Annotated in this window: 23 protein-coding genes and 1 tRNA gene; 15 read left to right on the top strand and 9 right to left on the bottom strand. The window is 42.4% G+C overall.

Annotated features, from left to right (window positions below; translation table 11 throughout):
* Positions 1-27: 27 nt before the first annotated feature.
* The 4 genes from NZ583_00330 to NZ583_00315 all read left to right on the top strand — a co-directional run bounded on the left by NZ583_00330 (position 28) and on the right by NZ583_00315 (position 4,110).
* Positions 28-1,299 (top strand): endonuclease Q family protein, encoded by a 1,272-nt coding sequence (locus tag NZ583_00330; protein MCS7280063.1) that lies wholly within the window; start codon positions 28-30, stop codon positions 1,297-1,299.
* Positions 1,300-1,357: 58 nt separating this feature from the next.
* A complete protein-coding gene (locus NZ583_00325) occupies positions 1,358-1,576 on the top strand; it encodes a NifU family protein (protein ID MCS7280062.1) in 219 nt (72 codons plus the stop codon).
* An 8-nt stretch (positions 1,577-1,584) separates the two neighbouring features.
* Positions 1,585-1,660 (top strand) — tRNA-Pro (locus NZ583_00320).
* A 17-nt stretch (positions 1,661-1,677) separates the two neighbouring features.
* A complete protein-coding gene (locus tag NZ583_00315; GenBank protein MCS7280061.1) occupies positions 1,678-4,110 on the top strand; it encodes a glycogen/starch/alpha-glucan phosphorylase in 2,433 nt (810 codons plus the stop codon).
* 2 nt (positions 4,111-4,112) lie between these two features.
* Here NZ583_00315 and NZ583_00310 read toward each other — a convergent pair whose 3' ends face one another.
* The gene (locus tag NZ583_00310) at positions 4,113-4,766 is read right to left on the bottom strand and encodes a nitroreductase (GenBank protein MCS7280060.1); all 654 of its coding nucleotides are present in this window, start codon (positions 4,764-4,766) and stop codon (positions 4,113-4,115) included.
* Between the two features lie 92 nt (positions 4,767-4,858).
* Here NZ583_00310 and NZ583_00305 point away from each other — a divergent pair, with 92 nt between their 5' ends.
* The 10 genes from NZ583_00305 to NZ583_00260 all read left to right on the top strand — a co-directional run bounded on the left by NZ583_00305 (position 4,859) and on the right by NZ583_00260 (position 12,199).
* A complete protein-coding gene (locus tag NZ583_00305) occupies positions 4,859-5,203 on the top strand; it encodes a hypothetical protein (protein ID MCS7280059.1) in 345 nt (114 codons plus the stop codon).
* A gap of 96 nt (positions 5,204-5,299) precedes the next feature.
* A complete protein-coding gene (locus NZ583_00300; GenBank protein MCS7280058.1) occupies positions 5,300-5,578 on the top strand; it encodes a septum formation initiator family protein in 279 nt (92 codons plus the stop codon).
* The gene (locus tag NZ583_00295; protein MCS7280057.1) at positions 5,575-6,450 is read left to right on the top strand and encodes a radical SAM protein; all 876 of its coding nucleotides are present in this window, start codon (positions 5,575-5,577) and stop codon (positions 6,448-6,450) included. Before NZ583_00300 ends, NZ583_00295 begins: the two co-directional genes overlap by 4 nt.
* A gap of 19 nt (positions 6,451-6,469) precedes the next feature.
* Positions 6,470-6,889: an acyl-CoA thioesterase gene (locus NZ583_00290; protein ID MCS7280056.1), complete on the top strand. Its 420-nt coding sequence runs from the start codon at positions 6,470-6,472 to the stop codon at positions 6,887-6,889.
* Entirely contained in the window at positions 6,876-7,934 is a 1,059-nt protein-coding gene (locus NZ583_00285) for a glycosyltransferase family 9 protein (GenBank protein ID MCS7280055.1), read from the top strand. The genes NZ583_00290 and NZ583_00285 overlap by 14 nt, the downstream gene beginning before the upstream one ends.
* A 7-nt stretch (positions 7,935-7,941) precedes the next feature.
* Positions 7,942-9,447, top strand: coding sequence for a B12-binding domain-containing radical SAM protein (locus tag NZ583_00280; GenBank protein MCS7280054.1), 1,506 nt, complete (start codon positions 7,942-7,944; stop codon positions 9,445-9,447).
* Positions 9,416-10,417 (top strand): lipopolysaccharide heptosyltransferase II, encoded by a 1,002-nt coding sequence (gene waaF, locus NZ583_00275; GenBank protein ID MCS7280053.1) that lies wholly within the window; start codon positions 9,416-9,418, stop codon positions 10,415-10,417. Before NZ583_00280 ends, waaF begins: the two co-directional genes overlap by 32 nt.
* Positions 10,401-11,393 carry a bifunctional ADP-heptose synthase gene (locus NZ583_00270; protein MCS7280052.1) on the top strand — a complete coding sequence of 331 codons (993 nt, stop codon included), beginning with the start codon at positions 10,401-10,403 and terminating at the stop codon, positions 11,391-11,393. The genes waaF and NZ583_00270 overlap by 17 nt, the downstream gene beginning before the upstream one ends.
* Entirely contained in the window at positions 11,374-11,871 is a 498-nt protein-coding gene (locus NZ583_00265; GenBank protein ID MCS7280051.1) for an adenylyltransferase/cytidyltransferase family protein, read from the top strand. The genes NZ583_00270 and NZ583_00265 overlap by 20 nt, the downstream gene beginning before the upstream one ends.
* 16 nt (positions 11,872-11,887) lie before the next feature.
* Positions 11,888-12,199 (top strand): hypothetical protein, encoded by a 312-nt coding sequence (locus tag NZ583_00260; GenBank protein ID MCS7280050.1) that lies wholly within the window; start codon positions 11,888-11,890, stop codon positions 12,197-12,199.
* A 9-nt stretch (positions 12,200-12,208) separates the two neighbouring features.
* On the opposite strand, the gene rpoZ is transcribed toward NZ583_00260, so the two are convergent.
* The 8 genes from rpoZ to xseB are packed head-to-tail and all read right to left on the bottom strand — an operon-like array spanning position 12,209 to position 18,055.
* A complete protein-coding gene (gene rpoZ, locus NZ583_00255; GenBank protein MCS7280049.1) occupies positions 12,209-12,448 on the bottom strand; it encodes a DNA-directed RNA polymerase subunit omega in 240 nt (79 codons plus the stop codon).
* The gene (gmk, locus tag NZ583_00250) at positions 12,429-13,004 is read right to left on the bottom strand and encodes a guanylate kinase (protein MCS7280048.1); all 576 of its coding nucleotides are present in this window, start codon (positions 13,002-13,004) and stop codon (positions 12,429-12,431) included. The genes rpoZ and gmk overlap by 20 nt, the downstream gene beginning before the upstream one ends.
* A complete protein-coding gene (locus NZ583_00245; protein ID MCS7280047.1) occupies positions 12,994-13,857 on the bottom strand; it encodes a YicC family protein in 864 nt (287 codons plus the stop codon). The genes gmk and NZ583_00245 overlap by 11 nt, the downstream gene beginning before the upstream one ends.
* Positions 13,851-14,387: a DUF4416 family protein gene (locus NZ583_00240; GenBank protein MCS7280046.1), complete on the bottom strand. Its 537-nt coding sequence runs from the start codon at positions 14,385-14,387 to the stop codon at positions 13,851-13,853. Before NZ583_00240 ends, NZ583_00245 begins: the two co-directional genes overlap by 7 nt.
* Entirely contained in the window at positions 14,375-15,106 is a 732-nt protein-coding gene (locus NZ583_00235) for a TlyA family RNA methyltransferase (protein ID MCS7280045.1), read from the bottom strand. The genes NZ583_00240 and NZ583_00235 overlap by 13 nt, the downstream gene beginning before the upstream one ends.
* Entirely contained in the window at positions 15,088-16,953 is a 1,866-nt protein-coding gene (dxs, locus tag NZ583_00230) for a 1-deoxy-D-xylulose-5-phosphate synthase (GenBank protein ID MCS7280044.1), read from the bottom strand. The genes NZ583_00235 and dxs overlap by 19 nt, the downstream gene beginning before the upstream one ends.
* Positions 16,953-17,837, bottom strand: coding sequence for a polyprenyl synthetase family protein (locus NZ583_00225; protein ID MCS7280043.1), 885 nt, complete (start codon positions 17,835-17,837; stop codon positions 16,953-16,955). Before NZ583_00225 ends, dxs begins: the two co-directional genes overlap by 1 nt.
* The gene (xseB, locus tag NZ583_00220) at positions 17,837-18,055 is read right to left on the bottom strand and encodes an exodeoxyribonuclease VII small subunit (GenBank protein MCS7280042.1); all 219 of its coding nucleotides are present in this window, start codon (positions 18,053-18,055) and stop codon (positions 17,837-17,839) included. Before xseB ends, NZ583_00225 begins: the two co-directional genes overlap by 1 nt.
* Positions 18,056-18,144: 89 nt before the next feature.
* On the opposite strand from xseB, the gene greA reads away from it, so the two are divergent.
* Positions 18,145-18,606, top strand: coding sequence for a transcription elongation factor GreA (gene greA / locus NZ583_00215; protein ID MCS7280041.1), 462 nt, complete (start codon positions 18,145-18,147; stop codon positions 18,604-18,606).
* The last annotated feature ends 3 nt before the right edge of the window (positions 18,607-18,609 follow it).

Genomic DNA, 18,609 nt, shown 5'->3' with positions numbered 1-18,609 from the left:
TTTTGACTTATGTGTTATACTCACGCCATGAGATTTCTTGCGGACTTGCACGTACATTCTCGTTACTCTCGAGCCACAAGTAGGGAAATGACACCGGAAAAGCTTTGGATGTGGGCTCAGATAAAGGGTATAAACGTGATAGGAACCGGTGATTTTACCCACCCCCTCTGGCTTAAAGAGCTCACAATTAAACTAAAAAGAGCCCAAAACGGCCTATACACCCTAAAAGAAGATTTTAGACCAAAAGATGTTCCTCCAAAGGTAAAGTCGGAGCCATATTTTATGGTTTCAGGTGAGATAAGCACGATCTATAAAAAGAATGGCAAGCTGAGAAAGATCCATACACTCATTCTTTTACCTACGATAGAGCATGCGCTTAAAGTCCAGCTCGCGCTTTCCAGAATGGCTAACCTTGATGTTGATGGAAGGCCTGTTCTGGGATTGGATGTAAAAGATCTTTTAAAGATTGTAACAGACATCTGTCAAGATGCGATTTTTATTCCTGCCCACGCATGGACACCCCACTTTTCGGTCTTCGGTTCTGAATCGGGTTTCGATTCGTTAAGAGAGTGTTTTGAAGAATTGACGAATTGTATATGCGCTATAGAAACTGGGCTTTCCTCCAATCCTCCTATGAATTGGAGAGTTTCGGACCTCGACAGATTAACACTGCTTTCCAATTCGGATGCCCATTCGCCCATTAGGATAGGTAGGGAGGCGAACATATTCGACTGTGAGTTATCGTACGATTCGATAAGAGAAGCCATAGTAACAAAGAGGGGTTTTGTTGGAACTTGCGAGTTCTTTCCCGAAGAAGGTAAATACCATTTTGATGGGCACAGAGAGTGTGGTGTGGTTCTTTCGCCCAAAGAGACGATGCGGCTAAACTATTTATGTCCCAGATGTGGAGAAAAACTCACAGTTGGAGTGATGCACAGGGTCGAAGTTTTAGCCGACAGGGAGGATGGCAAAATTCCAGAAGGTGCTTCCTCGTACGTTTCTTTGGTTCCACTGATCGAGATTATATCGGAGGCTTTGGGTGTTAGCCCATCATCGAGTGTTGCGGAGAGTGAGTACTTAAAACTTATAAGTTCGATTGGAAATGAATTTTACATCCTAACCGAAGCCGATATAGACGAAATTTCAAAGTATTCATTCCTAGTCGCTCAAGGCGTAAGTAAAGTAAGATCCGGAGATATAAAGATCAGTCCCGGTTATGACGGTGTCTACGGCAAAATAAGAATATTCGACGATGAAAAAGGATTAGAAAAGAAAAGACAGTGGACTCTTTTCGACTAGTTATCTGTTTACAATTTTTTCACTTTCCGTTTATACTATTTTTCAAAAAGGAGGTAATATGCGCGAGAGGATTGAGAAAGCAATAGAAAAAATAAAGCCATTTCTTCAAAGGGACGGTGGCGACATAGAGTTCGTAGATTACGAAGATGGGATAGTAAAGGTGAGACTTAAAGGAGCCTGCGGCGCTTGTCCTATGAGCCTTATGACGTTAAAGATGGGAGTAGAAAAGGCTATCAAAGATGAGGTACCTGAGGTAAAAGAGGTCATATCAGTTTAATGAAGTTTCGGGGCGTGGCGCAGCATGGTTAAGCGCGCTTGCCTTGGGAGCAAGAGGTCGCTGGTTCAAATCCAGTCGCCCCGATATCGATCTAGCCTACCGTGACACTAACGATCAAAGAAATCTCTTCCAACTTAATGGACAGTCTCGTTTACGGACTGGCCAAAGATCTCTATTCCGCAACGCCCCGTGACAAGTACGAGGCGACGGTACTGACTTTGAGAAGGTACTTAAACGAGAAGTGGATAAGGACCCAGCAGAGATATTACCATCTCGATGTCAAACGGGTCTATTATCTATCCCTTGAGTTTCTTTTAGGTAGGCTCTTACGGAATTACGTTATGTGTCTTGGTCTCCCGCCTGAATTCAAACACGCTGTTGAGATCTTCGGCTTAACCTTTGAGGAGATAGCTGAGGAAGAGTGGGAAGCGGGTTTGGGGCATGGAGGATTGGGAAGGCTCGCCGCCTGTTTCCTAGAATCATTAAGCACGTTAGGGTACCCCGCGTACGGCTACGGAATAAGATACGAGTACGGCATATTTAAGCAGACGATTAAGGATGGTTTTCAGGTCGAATCTCCCGATAACTGGCTAAGATACGGAAATCCCTGGGAATTTCCAAGACCCGAACGTATCTATCTCGTGAAATTTTACGGAAAGGTCCGGACGATTGTCGAACCCGGAGGAAAATTCAGAAAAGAGTGGGTGGATACCGAAGAAGTCATGGCCATGGCCTACGACTACCCGATCCCCGGTTATAAAAACGACGTAGTTAACACTCTAAGACTTTGGGCTGCTAAATCCACAAGAGAATTTAACCTCGACTACTTCATAAGCGGCGATTACATAAAAGCAGTTGAAGACAAATCCTTAAGCGAGAACATATCGAAGGTCCTTTACCCTCCGGATCAGTCAGTAGCTGGTAAAGAATTGAGGCTAAAGCAGGAATACTTCTTTGTGAGTGCAACCCTCCGTGACATAATAAGAAGGTACAAAAAGACACACCGCACCTACCTTGCCTTCCCAGAAAAAGTGGCAATCCAGCTAAATGACACACACCCATCCATCGCCATTGCGGAACTGATGAGGATCCTCGTTGACGAAGAAAACCTACCGTGGGAGAGGGCCTATGAGATAACGAAAAGAACTTTTTCCTTCACAAACCACACCATCCTTCCTGAGGCTTTAGAAGTCTGGCCGGAAGAAATGTTTGGAAGACTTTTACCGAGACATCTAGAGATAATTCAGGAGTTGGACAGAAGGTTTCTCATACAGGTAAAGGAGATCTATCCGCAGGAAGAAGAAAAGTTGAAGGAGGTGTCGATATTCAAGGGGGAGTCCGGAAAAAGACTCATAAACATGGCTCATCTTGCAATAATTGGAAGCCACACTATAAACGGAGTCTCGAAATTGCACACGGAGATACTGAAAAAGAAAGTGTTTAAAAATTTTTACGAGATTTCGCCTGAATCCTTTATCAATATAACGAACGGTGTTACCCACAGGAGATGGCTTTTAGAATCAAACCCTGGTCTTTCGGCACTCATCATGGAGGCCATTGGTGACTCATGGGTGACTAACTTCGAAGAGATACGTAAACTGGAACGGTTTGCAGAGGATATGGAATTCCAGCAGGAATTCGCGAAGGTGAAGGAGGAGAATAAAAAGGAACTGGGAGAGTTCCTTAAAAAAATTTTTGGAATAGACTTCGATAATACCGCATTCTTGGACTGCCAGATAAAGAGATTCCACGAGTACAAAAGGCAGTTACTAAACGTTCTCCACATAATCACCCTTTTTAACCGCATAATGGAGGGAAGATTCGACAGTGAAATAGAAAAACGGATATTTCTATTCTCTGGAAAAAGCGCGCCTGGATACTATATCTGCAAGCTGATAATAAAACTTATCCATAATGTTGCCTTGGCCATAGACTCGATTCCTTGGGTCAGGGAGAGGATAAGGGTCGTTTTTGTTCCGAACTACAGCGTAAGTCATGCGCAAAAGATAATTCCAGCCGCAGACCTTTCAGAACAGATCTCCACTGCAGGGTATGAGGCATCCGGAACAGGTAACATGAAGTTCGCCATGAATGGGGTTTTGACGATTGGTACGCTAGATGGGGCAAATATAGAGATAAGAGAAGCAGTAGGAGAAGAGAATTTCTTCGCCTTCGGTGCCACAGTTGAAGAACTCGATAAGATCCGAAGCAGTTATAGCCCGATGGAGTATTATGAGAGGATAGGTGAGCTGAAAAAAGCGATCGATCAGATAAGGGATGGTTACTTTTCTCCGGAGAACAGAACCCTCTTTAGGCCTATAGTAGATGCTCTTTTAAGTAAAGATCAGTACTTTGTCCTTCTAGATTATGAATCTTACGTGGAATGCCAAAACCGTGTTGCCCAGACATACTCTAATAAGTTCCTCTGGCAAAAGATGGCTATATTGAACATAGCAAGATCTTCGAATTTCTCATCTGACAGAGCGGTAAAAGAGTACGCAGAGAAGATTTGGAAAGTTAAGCCGATAGATTAGGATCATCCTATCCAGCGAACAAACTTATCCAAGTCATCCCTTTGAGCTTTAAAGGCATTGACAGGACTCTCGTAGTCAGGATACCCTACTGCGACCCCGATCACAACAGTCTTATTTTCTGGAATGTTTAAAACCTCCTTGATTTCATCCTCGTATGCGGCTATAAGACCTATTGGACATGCGCCAAGGCCGAAATCGTGGACAGCAAGAAGAATATATGCGAGTACAATACCTATATCGATGAACCTTCTTTGCGAAAAAGCCAAATCAAGACAGATGATAATGGCGGTAGGAGCCCCATAGAATTCGCAACTTCCCATATTTATAAACTCATCAAACTCTCGGCCAATCTGTTTCACGTAGGTACTCAGGGCGACAAAAGAGTCCTGTCCTCTCTTAAGTAAAGTTTCGGGGAGTGGTTTTACGTTTCCAGGACCGCAGGGTATCCTTTTTTCCTGGTAAGCCTTAATAAGGCGTCTCGAGAGTCTTTGCTTTTCCTCCCCCGATACGACGAAAAACTCCCAAGGTTGTAAATTTATTGCTGATGGCGCAAGTAAAGCACACTTTAGAATCTCTTCTATTTTCTCTTTCGGAACCGGATCATCCCTGAAGGCCCTAACGCTTTTTCTCGTTTTCATTGCTTCGATGAGCTCCATCTTTGACCTCCTGAGATTACTTGGCTCGAAATTATACCACCGTTGATATTACGATGAAAATGTGAAAAATTATACAAAAGGAGGGAAAGGGCATGGTAAGAGCCAAACTCTGGTTTCGATGTGCAGCTTTAGGTGACCCTGTAACTCCCATACAGGTTCGACCGGCACTTATAGGGTGGGATGCAAAAATGAGAAAAATAGATCTTACGATAGAGCGATCTTTCAAAGGAGAAGAACTGCTCATGAGGATGAAAGGATGGATAACTGTAGATCCTAAAAGAGTGATCGAGATAGTGCGAAAATACGGTGTTTTGAAGGTCCTCGATGACAGAGACCTCGTTTTTGAATGTGAAACGCTGTCTGACTTGGAAAGGCTAAATGAAGAACTAAAAAAAGAGTTTAATGACCAAATTGAAATTGAGGTCATAAAAAAGTGAATAAAGGATGAGGAAGGGTTTTGCGTTGGGTGGTGCGTCTTTTGGCAAGTATCCGAAAATTGACATTTTCCCGGTTAGCCGCTAATATATGTTCGGATGCTTGAAGGAGCCGCAAATAGAGCCTTATTATTCATTTTTGTGCTTTCACTCCTTTATGTTTTGATATTTGGAGAGGATGGGCTTTTGACGTATCTGAAACTTAAAAAAAATCTCAGAGATTCAACTAAAAGAATCGCTATGCTTCAAGAGGAAAACAAAAATATGAGAATGGAAATTGACCGGTTAAGGAACGATAAAGAGTATCTTGAAGATATAGTGCGTAAAAAGTACGGACTGATAAGGGAGGGAGAAAAGGTTTATAGGTTCGAACGATGAGGTACGAAGGAGCTATCTTCAGACCTCCAAGCGAGGCAGAAAGCTTAATACTACAGGTCACCATAGGCTGTAGCCATAACAAGTGCAAATTCTGCGGTTCTTATAAAGAGAAACGGTTTAAAGTGAGATCTCTAGAAGAGATAAAGGAGGACTTAAAAGAGACAAAAGGGTACGCAAGGCTAATAAGGAGGGTTTTTATTGCCGACGGCGATGCCTTGGTCGTGCCACAGAGAATGCTTCTTCCTATTTTTGCCGAGATAAGGAATACTTTTCCTAGGCTTGAAAGGATAGGGATCTACGGAAATGTTAAATCAATTTTGAAAAAAAGCGTTGATGATTTAAGAAGTCTTAAAGAATTGAAGCTTGGGATTATCTATCTCGGTGTAGAATCAGGAGATCAGGTCACACTGGATAGAATGAATAAGGGAACGACCATAGATAAAATAGAAGAAGCGGCAAGGCGAGTGAAAGAGGCCGGGATCCTACTTTCCGTTACAGTCCTTTTGGGCGTTGGTGGTGAGGAGAGGAGCAGAATCCATGCGGAGGAGACCGGAAAACTTTTAAGCCGCATAGAGCCTGACTATGTAGGTGCCTTAACTCTTATCATCATACCGGGTACGCCACTTGCAGAAGAGCAAAGAGAAGGAAAGTTCAAACTTCCAGATCGGTACAAACTCCTTGAAGAACTTTACACCATGGTTGAGAATATAAATGTTAAAAGAACATTTTTCGCATCCAACCACGCTTCCAACTATCTTGCTCTTAAAGGATGGTTACCTGAGGAAAAAGAAAAGATGCTCCAGGCTATAAGATACGTACTCTCGACTAAAGATCCCTCTTTTTTGAGACCAGAATACTTAAGAGCCCTTTAATTCCCGAAAAGGTGGGGTGATGGAGAAAGATAGCCAAAGAAAGTACATAGATGTGCCAATAAGGGTACGGTACGCCGACACGGATCGGATGGGGATAGTTTATTACGGGACGTATCCCATATATTTTGAGATAGCCCGAAGCGAATACTTAAGACATCTAGGTTTTACCTACAGGGAGTTGGAGGAAAGAGGTTATTATCTGGTCGTCACGGAACTTATCATAAACTATCTTTCCTCGGCAACCTACGACGACCTTTTGATCGTTCGCACGAGTGTCAGCGAGCTCAAATCGAGAAGTCTCAAATTTGAGTACATAATCACCAAGGACGGAAAGGATATCGTGAGGGGGTACACAAGGCATGTGTGCGTTGACACCAAAAGGAAACCTGTCTCGTTCCCTTCCGAATTTCTAGAGATTTTAAAAGATGCCACAGCCTAAGAACATTTTAGTAGTTAGGCTCTCTTCCCTTGGAGATGTGGTAATGACACTTCCTGCAATCTACGCCTTAAAGAGAGGTCTTTCAGATCCTAAAATCTACTGGGTGTGCGAGGGCTCATCCATAGGGCTTCTGGAATGCATCGATTTTATCGACGGAGTGATAAAATTTCCGAGATACGAAATTTTTAATTACTTTCGTACTGGAAGATTGATTCAGGCCGCAAAGACGTTACTCAGTTTCGTAAGGTTATTACGGAAGGAGAAGTTCGATTTGATTTTGGACTTTCATGGGATCTTAAAGACTGGTATCATCTGCGCCCTTGCAAAGGGAGAAAGAATCATAGGGTTTGGAAAACCTTACGTGAAGGAATTTGCGGATTTATTTTACAACGAAAAAGTAAATGGATTTGATCCTTTCTTGCACAAAGTACATAGAAATATGCTCATCGTAAAGCATCTGAACATAAGGGAAACTATTTCTGAAGTTCCCTTCACTATCCCTGAAAAAGAAAGAGAGTACATAGAAGACTTTTTTCGAAGGGAAAGTTTTAATGGAAAAGTCTTTGCCGTCAACCCTTTTTCGAGCAAAAAAGGCCTTTATAAAAGATGGCCACTCAAGTACTACCGTGAACTAATAGGAGAAATTCAAAGAGAGTTTAAAGCTTCAATCATTCTGCTTTGGGGAACAAAAGAGGAGAGAATAGAGGCTCAAATGCTTAAAGATGGACTCGGTGAAAACGTCAAGATAAGTTGTCCCACAACTGTGCCTCAGCTTTTAGCTCTTCTCTCTAAGGTGGATATGTACATTGGCGGAGATTCGGGTATAACACACGTTGCAAGTTTGAGTGGAGCTCCAATTGTTGTGATATTTGGGCCGTCCGACGAGAGGATCAACAGCCCCTTTTTTGGAAATGTGAGAATCGTGAAAAAAAACATAGGTTGCAACCCTTGTAAAAATAGAAACTGCAAGGACAGAAGGTGTCTTTGGGAAATAACCCCAAAAGAAGTCTTGGAAGTTGTAAAATCCCTTGACAAAGAAGGTTGAGTAAGAAGTGAAAAGAATAGTATTTGTTTATCCCAACGTAAATACCCAAATCGGTTTTAACTACGGCATATCATTTATCTCTTCCGTACTCAAGATGGGAGGAATAGAAACTAAGCTAATAAATATCAATGAGAAGCTTGGTTACCCTTTAGACTACGAACGGATAGTAGAAGACGTTTTGAACTTTAATCCGGATCTTATAGGTTTTTCAGTTTTGACGAACCAGTATAAATACGCCTCAGAGATAGCGAAAAGATTGAAGAAGAAGCTCGAAACTCCAATAATCTTCGGAGGGATTCACCCAACGATGGATCCTATTGAGACTCTAAAAAATCCACATGTCGATTACATCTGCATGGGAGAAGGGGAAGAGGCCATTTTGGAACTCGCAAATAAAGGTGAGGGAATAGGAATCAAAAACATAGGATACAAAAAAGGAGATTTTTTTGTCCTTGAACCTCTGCGACCTTTTACCGATATATCGAAGCTCCCGTTCAAGGATTACGAGATATTCGATTTTCAAAAAATGATAGATGCCAAAGATGGATGGGTCGGGCTTCTGGCTTCAAGGGGTTGTCCTTTTAGGTGTACGTACTGCTTAAACCACAAAATCATAGATCTTTACAGGAAGAACGGACACCTTCCGAGATTTTACATCCGAAGACACAAAGTAGAGGAAGTTCTTGAGGAGATTGAGTATCTACTAAGCAAGTACAGAAGGATAAAAATGTTCATATTTGACGACGACATATTCACCTTTGACAAAGAATGGCTCTACGAGTTTGCCAAAAATTATAAAAAAGTAACAAAAATTGGTTTTGTCTGTAACGCTCATCCTAAAATCTTCGATGAAGAGATAGCTTCCCTCCTTAAGGAGGCCGGGTGTAGAATAGTGAAATTTGGACTGGAAAGTGGTAGTGAAAGGATACGAAAAGGTGTTCTTAAACGTTTCATGTCTAATGCCGACATAGAGAAGGCGTTTTCACTTGCCCATAAGTACGGACTGCACACGTCTGCATTCGTGATGCTGGGTCTTCCCCACGAGACCGTTTCTGATCTTTTAGAAACAGTCAAGCTCCTTGCGAAAATAAAACCTGGTCGGATGAGATGGTCTTTATTTTTTCCTTTTGTAGGTACCGAGGCTTACAAAATAGCAAAGGAGAACAATATGATCGATTTTGAAAAAATGGTTGAGCTTGATAATTTCACGGATGGCACCTGCATGAGACTCGGTGATGAGGTTGATCTTTTAATAGAAAAATTAAAAACCTTCTTTTGCGCTTTCGTTAACGCACACGCGAATGCTGATACCGAGGGCAAATACATGAACGTAATTGAGGAAATAATGGAAGCTTCAAAAGAGGAGTTCGAACTGAAAAAGGAAGAGTTTCTGAGGCTTTTAGAGACGATAGATTCCGAAACGGAAAAAAAGGGAAGGATTTTTTACAAAGTCAAATACAATCCTTTTATGGGTGTAAGAAGTGATTGGAAGGACGATAGTTTATCTTCCTAACTGGCTCGGGGACATGGTCATGGCCATACCGTTTCTTTATTCGCTACGTAGGCATAGAAATGACGAAATTTGGTATTGCGGAAATATAAAGGCTGTGCATCTTTATAACGGACTTGATCTCTTCGACAGATTTTTTGCTCTCCACGGGAAGGGTGTTACGGATCTGTTGAAAGCAGCAGCGGATCTCAGAGAAAAAAGCTTCTCTACTGGTATAATTTTACCCCATTCGTTTCGGTCCGCCCTTCTTTTCTTTTTAGCAAGAATAAAGGAGAGAATCGGATACGAAAAGAACGGAAGAGGATTTTTACTTACAAAGAGAATAAAGCCTAAAAAGCGCGTCGAACCAACAATTGAGCATTATCTTAAAATTGCAGATGTTCTCCAGATAGAAAAGGTTCTTAAAAACCCCATTCTCGTAGTAACACAGGACGAAGAAAGGAGTTTTTTTGAAAGACACGGAGAGCTAAAGATTCCTTACGCTGTATTTACCGTTGGGGCAAAATACGGACCTTCAAAGTGTTGGCCGGAAGAGTACTATGCAGCATTAATAGATATGCTGGCAATTAGTAAAACTTTGTGGATATACATATTGCCTGACTTTGGTGAGGAAGAGAAAGTGTCAAGGATAATCAAAAAGGTTAAAAAACCTGAGAGAGTGGAAGTGAAGTACTTCAACGTTCGAGATCTCAAAGTGTGCATCTCGGGAGCTTCCTTTCTCCTTACGAACGATACCGGTCCGAGACATATCGGTTCTGCCCTTGGGATACCGACTATTGTGCTTCTCGGTCCTATGGATGAAACCTATACCACCTATTTTTCACCCCACACTTTTGTTATGAAGTCTCCAGTTCCGTGTAGTCCGTGCAACAAGCGGATCTGTGACAAAGAACATGAATGTATGAGAGGGATAAAACCTGAAGACGTGTTTGAAAAGATAGAGGAGATCCTCTCCAATGAACGATCTGCTTAAAATTGTGGAACGATTCGAGGGAAAAAAGATCTGTGTCATAGGGGATATAATAGCTGACGTATTCGTATTCGGTCGTCCTTACAGGCTTTCTAGAGAAGCACCAGTTGTGGTCGTGAAGTACGAAGGTGAAAAAGTGTTTCCTGGAAGCGCAGGAAACACCGTAAATAACCTGGTTGCGCTTGGAGCCTACGTTTATCCGATCGGTACTATTGGAAAAGATGAGATGGGACAAAGACTCATGGAATATTTTTTGAAATTGGGCCGCGTTGATCCGGAAGGCATCATTGTAGATGATAGGATGACGACAACGAAGACGAGGATTCTTGCGGGAGATAAACATACCTCTAAGCAGCAAGTGATAAGGATAGACAGGATAGAGGAGAAGCCCCCATCAAAAAAAACCAAAAAAAAGATAGTTGAGTCTATCTTTAAGATCAAAGAAAAGGTTGATGCATTCATAGTCTCAGATTACGGTCATGGAGTTGTTGACAGAAAGGTTATAGAAATTGTGAGAGGTTTTAGGAAGGAGATTCTCATCGTTGGTGACTCAAGGTATAACCTTTCTTCATTTCGTGGCTTTACGATAATCACACCTAATGAACAGGAAGCGACAGAACTTTTGAAAAACAGAAAAATCCCTAGTATAGAGGCTCTAGGGAAAAAGATCCTTAAAATGCTTGATCTTAGAGCCCTTCTTATCACGAGGGGAAATCTAGGAATGGCCCTTTTCACGGAAGATGGCAAAGTAGAGCATATTCCCATCTCAGGAAAGGACGAGGTTACGGATGTAACGGGAGCTGGCGATACGGTTTGTGCCGCCCTTACCCTCTCTTTAGCTACTGGTGCCGATTTTTACTCAGCCGCCAAAATAGCGAACTTTGCGGCAGGGATTGTGGTGATGAAAAGGGGAACTGCAGTGGCCACGAGATTTGAGCTGAAAGAGGCGATTAAAAACCATGGGAAGGATAGTACTTGATCATGCAAAGCTAAAAAGCATCGTTGATCGGAAAAAAAGTCAAGGAAGGATTGTCGTTTTCGGCAACGGATGCTTTGAAATCATCCACGTAGGCCACATAAGGTACCTAAAGGCTGCAAAAAAGCTTGGAGATGTGTTGATCGTTGCTATAAACGACGACGAATCTATGAAAGCCTTAAAGAAGAGGGATTTGATAGTCACTCCTGCAATTGAGAGGGCAGAGATTGTGGCTTCCATCAAATACGTTGACTATGTAACCCTTTTTTCAGAGCGATCTGTAGAGAACTTGTTGAGGCTTCTAAAACCCGATATTCACGCCAAAGGTACCGACTATACTCAAGAAACAGTACCTGAAAGGGAGGTTGTCCTCTCATACGGAGGAAGAGTAGCAATAGTCGGAGATGAAAAGACTCATTCCACCTCGGAAATTATAGAACGGATAAAGGCTGGCAGTCCTACGTGTAGGAATTTAGAATAAATGTAAGGAGGGTGAAATGAGAAGATCAAAAGTGTTCGCTTTTGCTTGTCTACTAGCTGTAGTTTGGATCTGGACTTTGGTTGATACTTGCTTTGCTGAAAAAGGAAAAACCTACGGGCGGTACCTTTTCGGAAGTGTAATCTCTGTAAACCATGAAGCAAAACTGATGACAGTGAAAAGTTGGAGGGGTCAAGTAACTCTAGACATCAGTAATCCCACGACTTATGGAGTAAAAGACATAAAAGAGATAAAGCCAGGTGATAGAGTAAAAGTAAGATACACGAATTTCGGGATCGAGATCGTAAAACTAAAGGATAAGAAAAGATAGGATCTCGAGTTAAGGAGTAAAGCTAGAAAGCTGGTAACGCTCCTCTTGCTTCTGTGGTAGTTCCTTCTTTTCGAAGTAGACGAGCCCCTCGGCGATTTCTCTAAGCGCTGTCACTATCTCTTTGTTGTCACTTTTGACAAGAGGTTTTTCCCCTTTTAGGAGCTGTTTTGCCCTTTTTACGGCAAGGTGGACAAGTTCGAATCTATTCTCCACATGCTTCATGCAATCTTCAACCGTTATTCTTGCCATGGCAGCTTCGAACCTCCTCTACTATGTTTTTGAATTCGCTTAACGCTTTTTCAATAGAATCGTTAATTATAACATAATCAAAGAATCTCTTCGCTTCAAGTTCCTTTCTTAGACGCTCCAAACGTTTAATGATAGCCTTCTCTTTACGGTTTTTGAGCCTCATTATTAGTTCTTCTTCGCTTGGCGGTTGAATAAAAATAAGAATTGCCTGCGGAAAAACCCGTTTTATTTTCATGGCACCGTTTACGTCCAGATCCATAAAGACATCTATTCCCTTTTCTATCATTTCTAAGAGTGGTTCCTTAGGCGTGCCATACATCTCACCGTGCACCTCTTCCCACTCGAGGAAAAATCCTTTCCTTATTAGCTCTTCAAATGTACTTCTCGTTACGAAGTGATAATCGATTCCTTCCCTTTCACCTTCTCTCTTCTGCCTGGTTGTATAGGAGACTGAAAATGCTGAATTTTTGTCCTCTTTTAAAAACCTTGTGAGAATAGTTGTCTTTCCAGCCCCAGATGGGCCCGAGACCACAAATACCTTTCCCCTATTCAACATTCTGAACTTGCTCCCTCAATTTTTCCAGTTCCACCTTTATGCTCACGACCCTTTCACTTATATAAAGGTCTGTAGATTTGCTCCCGATAGTATTGGCCTCTCTCAACATCTCTTGGATAATAAAGTCGAGTTTTCTGCCGATCGGTTCGGTTTGCTGCATCGAGCTTATAAAGTTCTCCATGTGGCCCCTAAGCCTAGAGATCTCTTCGGCTACGTCACATCTTTCAGCGTAAAGGAGTAACTCTTCGAGAAGTCTTTCTTCATTTACAAATCCAACGGCTTCCTTTAATTTGTCTTTGAGTTTTTTCTCGTACTGAGCCCGGGAATGGGGGATGCGGATCTCTATCTCATCGATGAATAAGCCAATTCTTTTTAGCGTTTTTTCTAAGTCTTCCTGAATCGATCTTCCCTCCCTTCGTCTCTCGTCGTCTAGAGCGCGAAGGAGTTCTTCGAAAGCTTCGACTAGATAAGTTTCATTTGGTGGAGGTTGTTCCTCGTAAAAGATGACGTCTTTAAGTCCAAAAAGGTTTTCTAAACCGATAGAACCTTCGATTCCAAACTTCTCTTTAAGTTCACGAACTAATTCGAGATAACGAGAAACCGCAACCTCGTTCACCCTTGGAACCGGACAAGAATGGATAGCCTTCTCCCATCTAAGGACCACATCCACACGTCCTCTCCTTAAATATTTTTTCGCAATTTCTCTCAATCTCTGTTCCAGTGAGAAGTCTGCTTTTGGAATCTTTATGTTGAGTTCCAAATACCTGTTGTTGAGTGATCTCGCTTCTCCGTAGATCTTTCCCTCAGGAAAATCTTTTTCTATTTTTGAAAAGCCTGTCATGCTCTTTACCATTTGCTCTCCAATTTTAACTTTTTTTTTAAGATGGCCCTCCAGGCGTTAAAGAGAGCCACTGTTTTTTCTTCCGAGTAGTCCGGATATGTCCATTCTAACGGTCTGTACGACCCTTTTTTGTAAATGAGGGTGAGATCAGCATATATACCATCTCTGAGATAGATCCTGTGTGTGTAGTTTTTTGTTGTGGCGAGGATTACGTTCTCAAGTGTGATGTATCCAGGATCGACATTCACCGTCCTTTTATTTTCGTAAGAAAGATCTCTCTCTATAGCGTTCGTCTTTATCTTTACCTGTGGCAGCTCCTCTCTACCCCTAAGTGGCTTAAATAGTACGAATCTCCTCTTTAGGTTTTCTCCCATCTCCTCGTTATAATATTGGGTGTGGGTAAAATCGAGCTCATCAGTTGTTTCTTCGATCTCTCCCAAAAGCTCAGTGAGTTTATGGAGCGATTGAACGTAAAAACCGTAGTTGCGGTAAATTACACTTGCAAAGTATAGTGCGGGTTTCGGGTATCTTACTTCTCCCAAAGTAGGAAATATTCCCTGTTCTTTTTTTCGTTTTCCCTAGGAGCTTCTACTTCCCCCTTAAATGTTAATCCTAGCTCTTTGGCGAAAGCTTTTATGTCTTCTAACACCTTTTTTATCTTATCCGCATCTCTCACTACTCCTCCCTTTCCCACTTCAAACCTTCCAACCTCGAATTGTGGCTTAACAAGTGATAAAATACTGCCCCCTGTCTTTACGAGTTCAATTGCATTGGGCAAGATCTTCTTAAGAGATATGAATGACACATCGATAGTAGCAAGATCAAAAAGCTGACCTACCATTTCATACGTGAGATACCGGGCGTTGACACCTTCCAAAATACCGACTCTAGGGTCGCTCCTTAAAGAGTAGTGAAGCTGGTTTTTACCCACATCTACTGCCAATACGTAGGAAGCACCGAACTTCAGAAGGCAATCCGTAAATCCGCCCGTAGATGAGCCTATGTCGATAGCCTTTTTTCCTTTGACATCTATGTTCAGTTGTCTTAAAGCTTTTTCGAGCTTTATTCCTCCAAAGCTCACGTACTTTAGAGGATTTTTTCTTACTTCTATCTCGACGTCTGGAGTGAATCTTCTATCCGGTCTTGTCACTTTTTCCCCTGAGACGTACACTTCCCCTGCGACGATCATAATTTTTGCTTTTTCCCTCGAGGGAGCTAACCTTCTATTTGTTAGGAGAACGTCTAGTCTTTCCTTAGCCACTCCCTTATGGTTTCTGCTATCTTATCTTCCGTTAATCCAAGCTTCTGTCTTAGGGTTTTTTGGCTTCCGTGGGGCAAAAATTGATCTGGCACACCGATCCTCTTTACCGGAATAAAAATTTCCATGTCAGTCAGAGCTTCAAGTATTCCTGAACCGAAACCACCTATTAGGGAGTTTTCCTCGAGAGTGACCAGTCTTTCTGCTCTTTTTGCAACCTCTTTTAACGTCTCATAGTCGATAGGTTTCACAAATCTTCCGTTTACAACCCCACAACTTATCCCGTATTCCTTAAGTCTATCGGCCGCACCCATAGCCTCAGAGACCATTCTTCCACACGCCAAAATGAAGATTTCCTTTCCATCTTTTAGGATCTCCCAGGTTGCGAAGGGAACGAGACTGAAATCATCGTCCACTTGAACACCAAGAACTTCACCCCTTGGATACCTAATCGCGACAGGCCTTCCATAATAGTAAGCTGAAAAGAGCATGTTTTTGAGCTCATTTTCATCCTTTGGGGCCATAACTACCATATTCGGCATATGGCGTAGATAAGATAGATCAAAGACTCCATTATGGGTTGGCCCGTCTGGCCCAACTATACCTCCCCTATCGATACAGAAACAGAGAGGGATATTCTGTAAACATACGTCCATAAGAATCTGGTCGTAGGCCCTCTGTAGGAAAGTAGAATATATTGCCACGTACGGCTTAAAACCCATAAGGGAAAGCCCTGCCGCGAATGTTACCGCATGTTCTTCTGCTATCCCTATATCGTAAAACCTATCAGGAAAAACCTTGGCAAAACGGGAAAGCCCTGTCCCAAGACTCATCGCCGCAGTTATGGCAATGACTTTGTCATCCATTTCCGCAAGCTTAAGAATAGTTGAACCAAAGATGTCGGTATATGTGGGAAGTGCCTCCTTCTTTATTTCCCCTGTACGCAAATCGAACGGCGTGACACCGTGAAATTTTTCCGGGTCTTTTTCGGCATGCTCGTAACCCTTACCCTTCTTTGTCACTACATGGAGGAGAATGGGCCCTTTAAGCCTTTTTAAATTCCTTAAGGTTTCAACGAGTACGTGGAGATTATGTCCATCTGTCGGTCCAAAATATTGGAATCCTAATTCTTCGAAAAAGATCCCAGGAACGACGAGGCCTTTTGCTACCTCTTCCATATACCGTGCCACTTTATAAACTCTGTTCCCGAACGCGGGAATATTCTTAAGGATGGTTTTTACCCTTTCTCTCGCTTTTGATACAAACTCACCCGTCATTATTCGATTAAGGTAAGAAGAAAGGGCACCAATATTGCGGGAGATCGACATCTCGTTATCGTTAAGTATGACTAGTATGTCGCTTTTTGCGTGTCCTGCGTGGTTTAGGGCTTCGAATGCCATACCCCCGGAGAGAGCCCCGTCGCCGATAACGACTATTATCTTTTCATCTGAGTTTAGCTTTTTTTTTGCTTCCGCAAGACCTACTGCAACAGATATGGAATTGCTGGCATGACCTGTGTTGAAGGTATCAAAAACGCTTTCTTGTCTTGATGGAAATCCGCTGATTCCGCCGTCCTGTCTCAGTGTGTGAAAGAGATTCTTTCTGCCAGTCAAAATCTTATGTGCGTAACACTGATGTCCCACATCCCAGATTATCTTATCCTTTGGAGCGTCAAAGACATAATGAATTGCGACTGTAAGTTCAACAACACCTAGGCTTGAAGAGAGGTGGCCGCCTGTGCGGGATACTGTTTTTACGATAAGTTCCCGAATTTCGGAGCACAGATGACTTAGGTCGTTAAGGCTCAGTTTTTTTAAGTCACTCGGGTAATCGACTTTTTCGAGGTACATTAAAAGGTCCTTCTTCCTATGTAAAATGCAAGCTCTCGGAGTATTTTTCCTCTCTCTCCCATAAAGCTTAAAGACTCTATAGCCTCTTCTATCAGTTTTTCCACTTTAAGCTTCGATGTCGTTATTCCGTAGTGTTTAACGTAGGTCTGCTTTGCTGTATCTTTTTTCAATCTTTTTCCAACCAACCCCTCGTCTCCCTCAAAGTCTAAAATGTCATCAACTATCTGGAAGGCTAAACCTACGCACTCCCCATAGCGGGTAAGGGCCTTTAGTTCCTTCTTTTTTGCTCCTCCCATGATCGCCCCAACCCTGACAGAGGCTCTGATCAGGGCACAAGTCTTGTGCCAGTGGATATAGTCGACTATGCTTTTAGATCCTTCTTGGCCATCGTACATAACATCTAGGATCTGTCCTCCCACCATTCCTTCTGCACCCGCTGCCTGAGCTATCTCGAATATTATCCTCTTTACCGTTTTAGGGTTCACATCCTCAGTGAATCGGTTGTCACTCATTATTCTGAAGGCCTCAGTCAAAAGGGCATCTCCGGCAAGAATGGCCACAGCTTCCCCAAAGACCTTATGGCAAGTAGGTTTACCCCTTCTTATGTCGTCGTTATCTATGCTTGGAAGATCGTCGTGGATAAGAGAATAAGTGTGGATCATTTCTATCGCACAGGCAAACGGAAGGAGTTTGTCTATAGGTTTGCCAAGGGACTCGCATGTGGCAATCGCTAGAATCGGCCTTATCTTCTTCCCTTCTGAAAAGAGCATATACTCCATGGACTCTTTTAATATAGCAGGAACATCCTTTAACGATACGAATATTTCTCGCAGACAATTCTCCACAAGAAGCCTTTTCTCGTTGAGGTAGGATTGGAGATTCATCATTCCTCTACCAAAAAAGGGACCTTTTCTACTGTTCCGTTTTCCTTCTTGACTATAAGCTCCACTTTCTTTTCGGCCTCATCCAAGCGTCTTGAAAGCTCATTTGTGAGAGCAATCCCTTCCTTGAAGAGCTCTAATGCCTCATCTAAACCTAGATTTCCCTCTTCCAATGACCGAACAATTTCTTCGAGTCTTTTAATACCCTCTTCGAACTTCATGTCCTCATATTTTTGACTATCATTTGCGGAAAGAAGCAGTTTTCAATATAATAAACCACAATACCTGTTTTTTCCAAGAGGGGGCTGATATGAAGATTCCTATAACAAAAGAAGGTTACGAAAAGTTAAAAAGAGAAAGGGACTATCTCATCTCGAAAAAAAGGCCAGAAATTCTAAAAGCAATAGAAGAGGCAAGGGCCCATGGCGATCTTTCTGAGAATGCGGAGTACGATGCGGCAAAGGAAGAGTATCAGTTACTCCAGAAAAAGATAGCGGAAATAGAGGAGATGCTAGAAAAATCGACCGTAATGGAGCCCAACTCGAATAGCTCGGAATGTGCTTTCGGATCGAAGGTGAAATTGAAGAACGTTGATACAGGGGACATAGTTATCTATCAGCTAGTAGGTCCCTTTGAATCGGACGTTAAATCGGGAAGAATATCTGTCACGTCTCCTTTGGGTAAAGCACTACTTGGAAGGCGAGTAGGAGAAGAAGTACGATTCTCTGCGCCAGGGGGAGAAAAGATTTACGAGGTTTTGGAGATCGAGTAAGGT

The sequence above is a fragment of the Thermodesulfobacteriota bacterium genome, from assembly GCA_025062045.1.
Lineage (GTDB): Bacteria > Desulfobacterota > Syntrophorhabdia > Syntrophorhabdales > JANXAF01 > JANXAF01.
The sequence above is the reverse complement of the archived record's forward strand: the minus strand, read 5'-3'. Positions and strand labels throughout refer to the sequence as shown.

What these genes read in the sequence shown, in the direction of transcription:
- NZ583_00225 (MCS7280043.1), bottom strand. Translation starts at nt 17,837, where the DNA reads ATGAATCTCCAATCCTACCTCAACGAGAAAAGGCTTCTTGTGGAGAAT.
- NZ583_00290 (MCS7280056.1), top strand. Translation starts at nt 6,470, where the DNA reads ATGGAGAAAGATAGCCAAAGAAAGTACATAGATGTGCCAATAAGGGTA.
- NZ583_00295 (MCS7280057.1), top strand. Translation starts at nt 5,575, where the DNA reads ATGAGGTACGAAGGAGCTATCTTCAGACCTCCAAGCGAGGCAGAAAGC.
- NZ583_00310 (MCS7280060.1), bottom strand. Translation starts at nt 4,766, where the DNA reads ATGGAGCTCATCGAAGCAATGAAAACGAGAAAAAGCGTTAGGGCCTTC.
- NZ583_00270 (MCS7280052.1), top strand. Translation starts at nt 10,401, where the DNA reads ATGAACGATCTGCTTAAAATTGTGGAACGATTCGAGGGAAAAAAGATC.
- NZ583_00245 (MCS7280047.1), bottom strand. Translation starts at nt 13,857, where the DNA reads ATGGTAAAGAGCATGACAGGCTTTTCAAAAATAGAAAAAGATTTTCCT.
- xseB (MCS7280042.1), bottom strand. Translation starts at nt 18,055, where the DNA reads ATGAAGTTCGAAGAGGGTATTAAAAGACTCGAAGAAATTGTTCGGTCA.
- NZ583_00325 (MCS7280062.1), top strand. Translation starts at nt 1,358, where the DNA reads ATGCGCGAGAGGATTGAGAAAGCAATAGAAAAAATAAAGCCATTTCTT.
- NZ583_00260 (MCS7280050.1), top strand. Translation starts at nt 11,888, where the DNA reads ATGAGAAGATCAAAAGTGTTCGCTTTTGCTTGTCTACTAGCTGTAGTT.
- NZ583_00265 (MCS7280051.1), top strand. Translation starts at nt 11,374, where the DNA reads ATGGGAAGGATAGTACTTGATCATGCAAAGCTAAAAAGCATCGTTGAT.
- NZ583_00300 (MCS7280058.1), top strand. Translation starts at nt 5,300, where the DNA reads ATGCTTGAAGGAGCCGCAAATAGAGCCTTATTATTCATTTTTGTGCTT.
- greA (MCS7280041.1), top strand. Translation starts at nt 18,145, where the DNA reads ATGAAGATTCCTATAACAAAAGAAGGTTACGAAAAGTTAAAAAGAGAA.
- rpoZ (MCS7280049.1), bottom strand. Translation starts at nt 12,448, where the DNA reads ATGGCAAGAATAACGGTTGAAGATTGCATGAAGCATGTGGAGAATAGA.
- gmk (MCS7280048.1), bottom strand. Translation starts at nt 13,004, where the DNA reads ATGTTGAATAGGGGAAAGGTATTTGTGGTCTCGGGCCCATCTGGGGCT.
- dxs (MCS7280044.1), bottom strand. Translation starts at nt 16,953, where the DNA reads ATGTACCTCGAAAAAGTCGATTACCCGAGTGACTTAAAAAAACTGAGC.
- NZ583_00305 (MCS7280059.1), top strand. Translation starts at nt 4,859, where the DNA reads ATGGTAAGAGCCAAACTCTGGTTTCGATGTGCAGCTTTAGGTGACCCT.
- NZ583_00330 (MCS7280063.1), top strand. Translation starts at nt 28, where the DNA reads ATGAGATTTCTTGCGGACTTGCACGTACATTCTCGTTACTCTCGAGCC.
- NZ583_00285 (MCS7280055.1), top strand. Translation starts at nt 6,876, where the DNA reads ATGCCACAGCCTAAGAACATTTTAGTAGTTAGGCTCTCTTCCCTTGGA.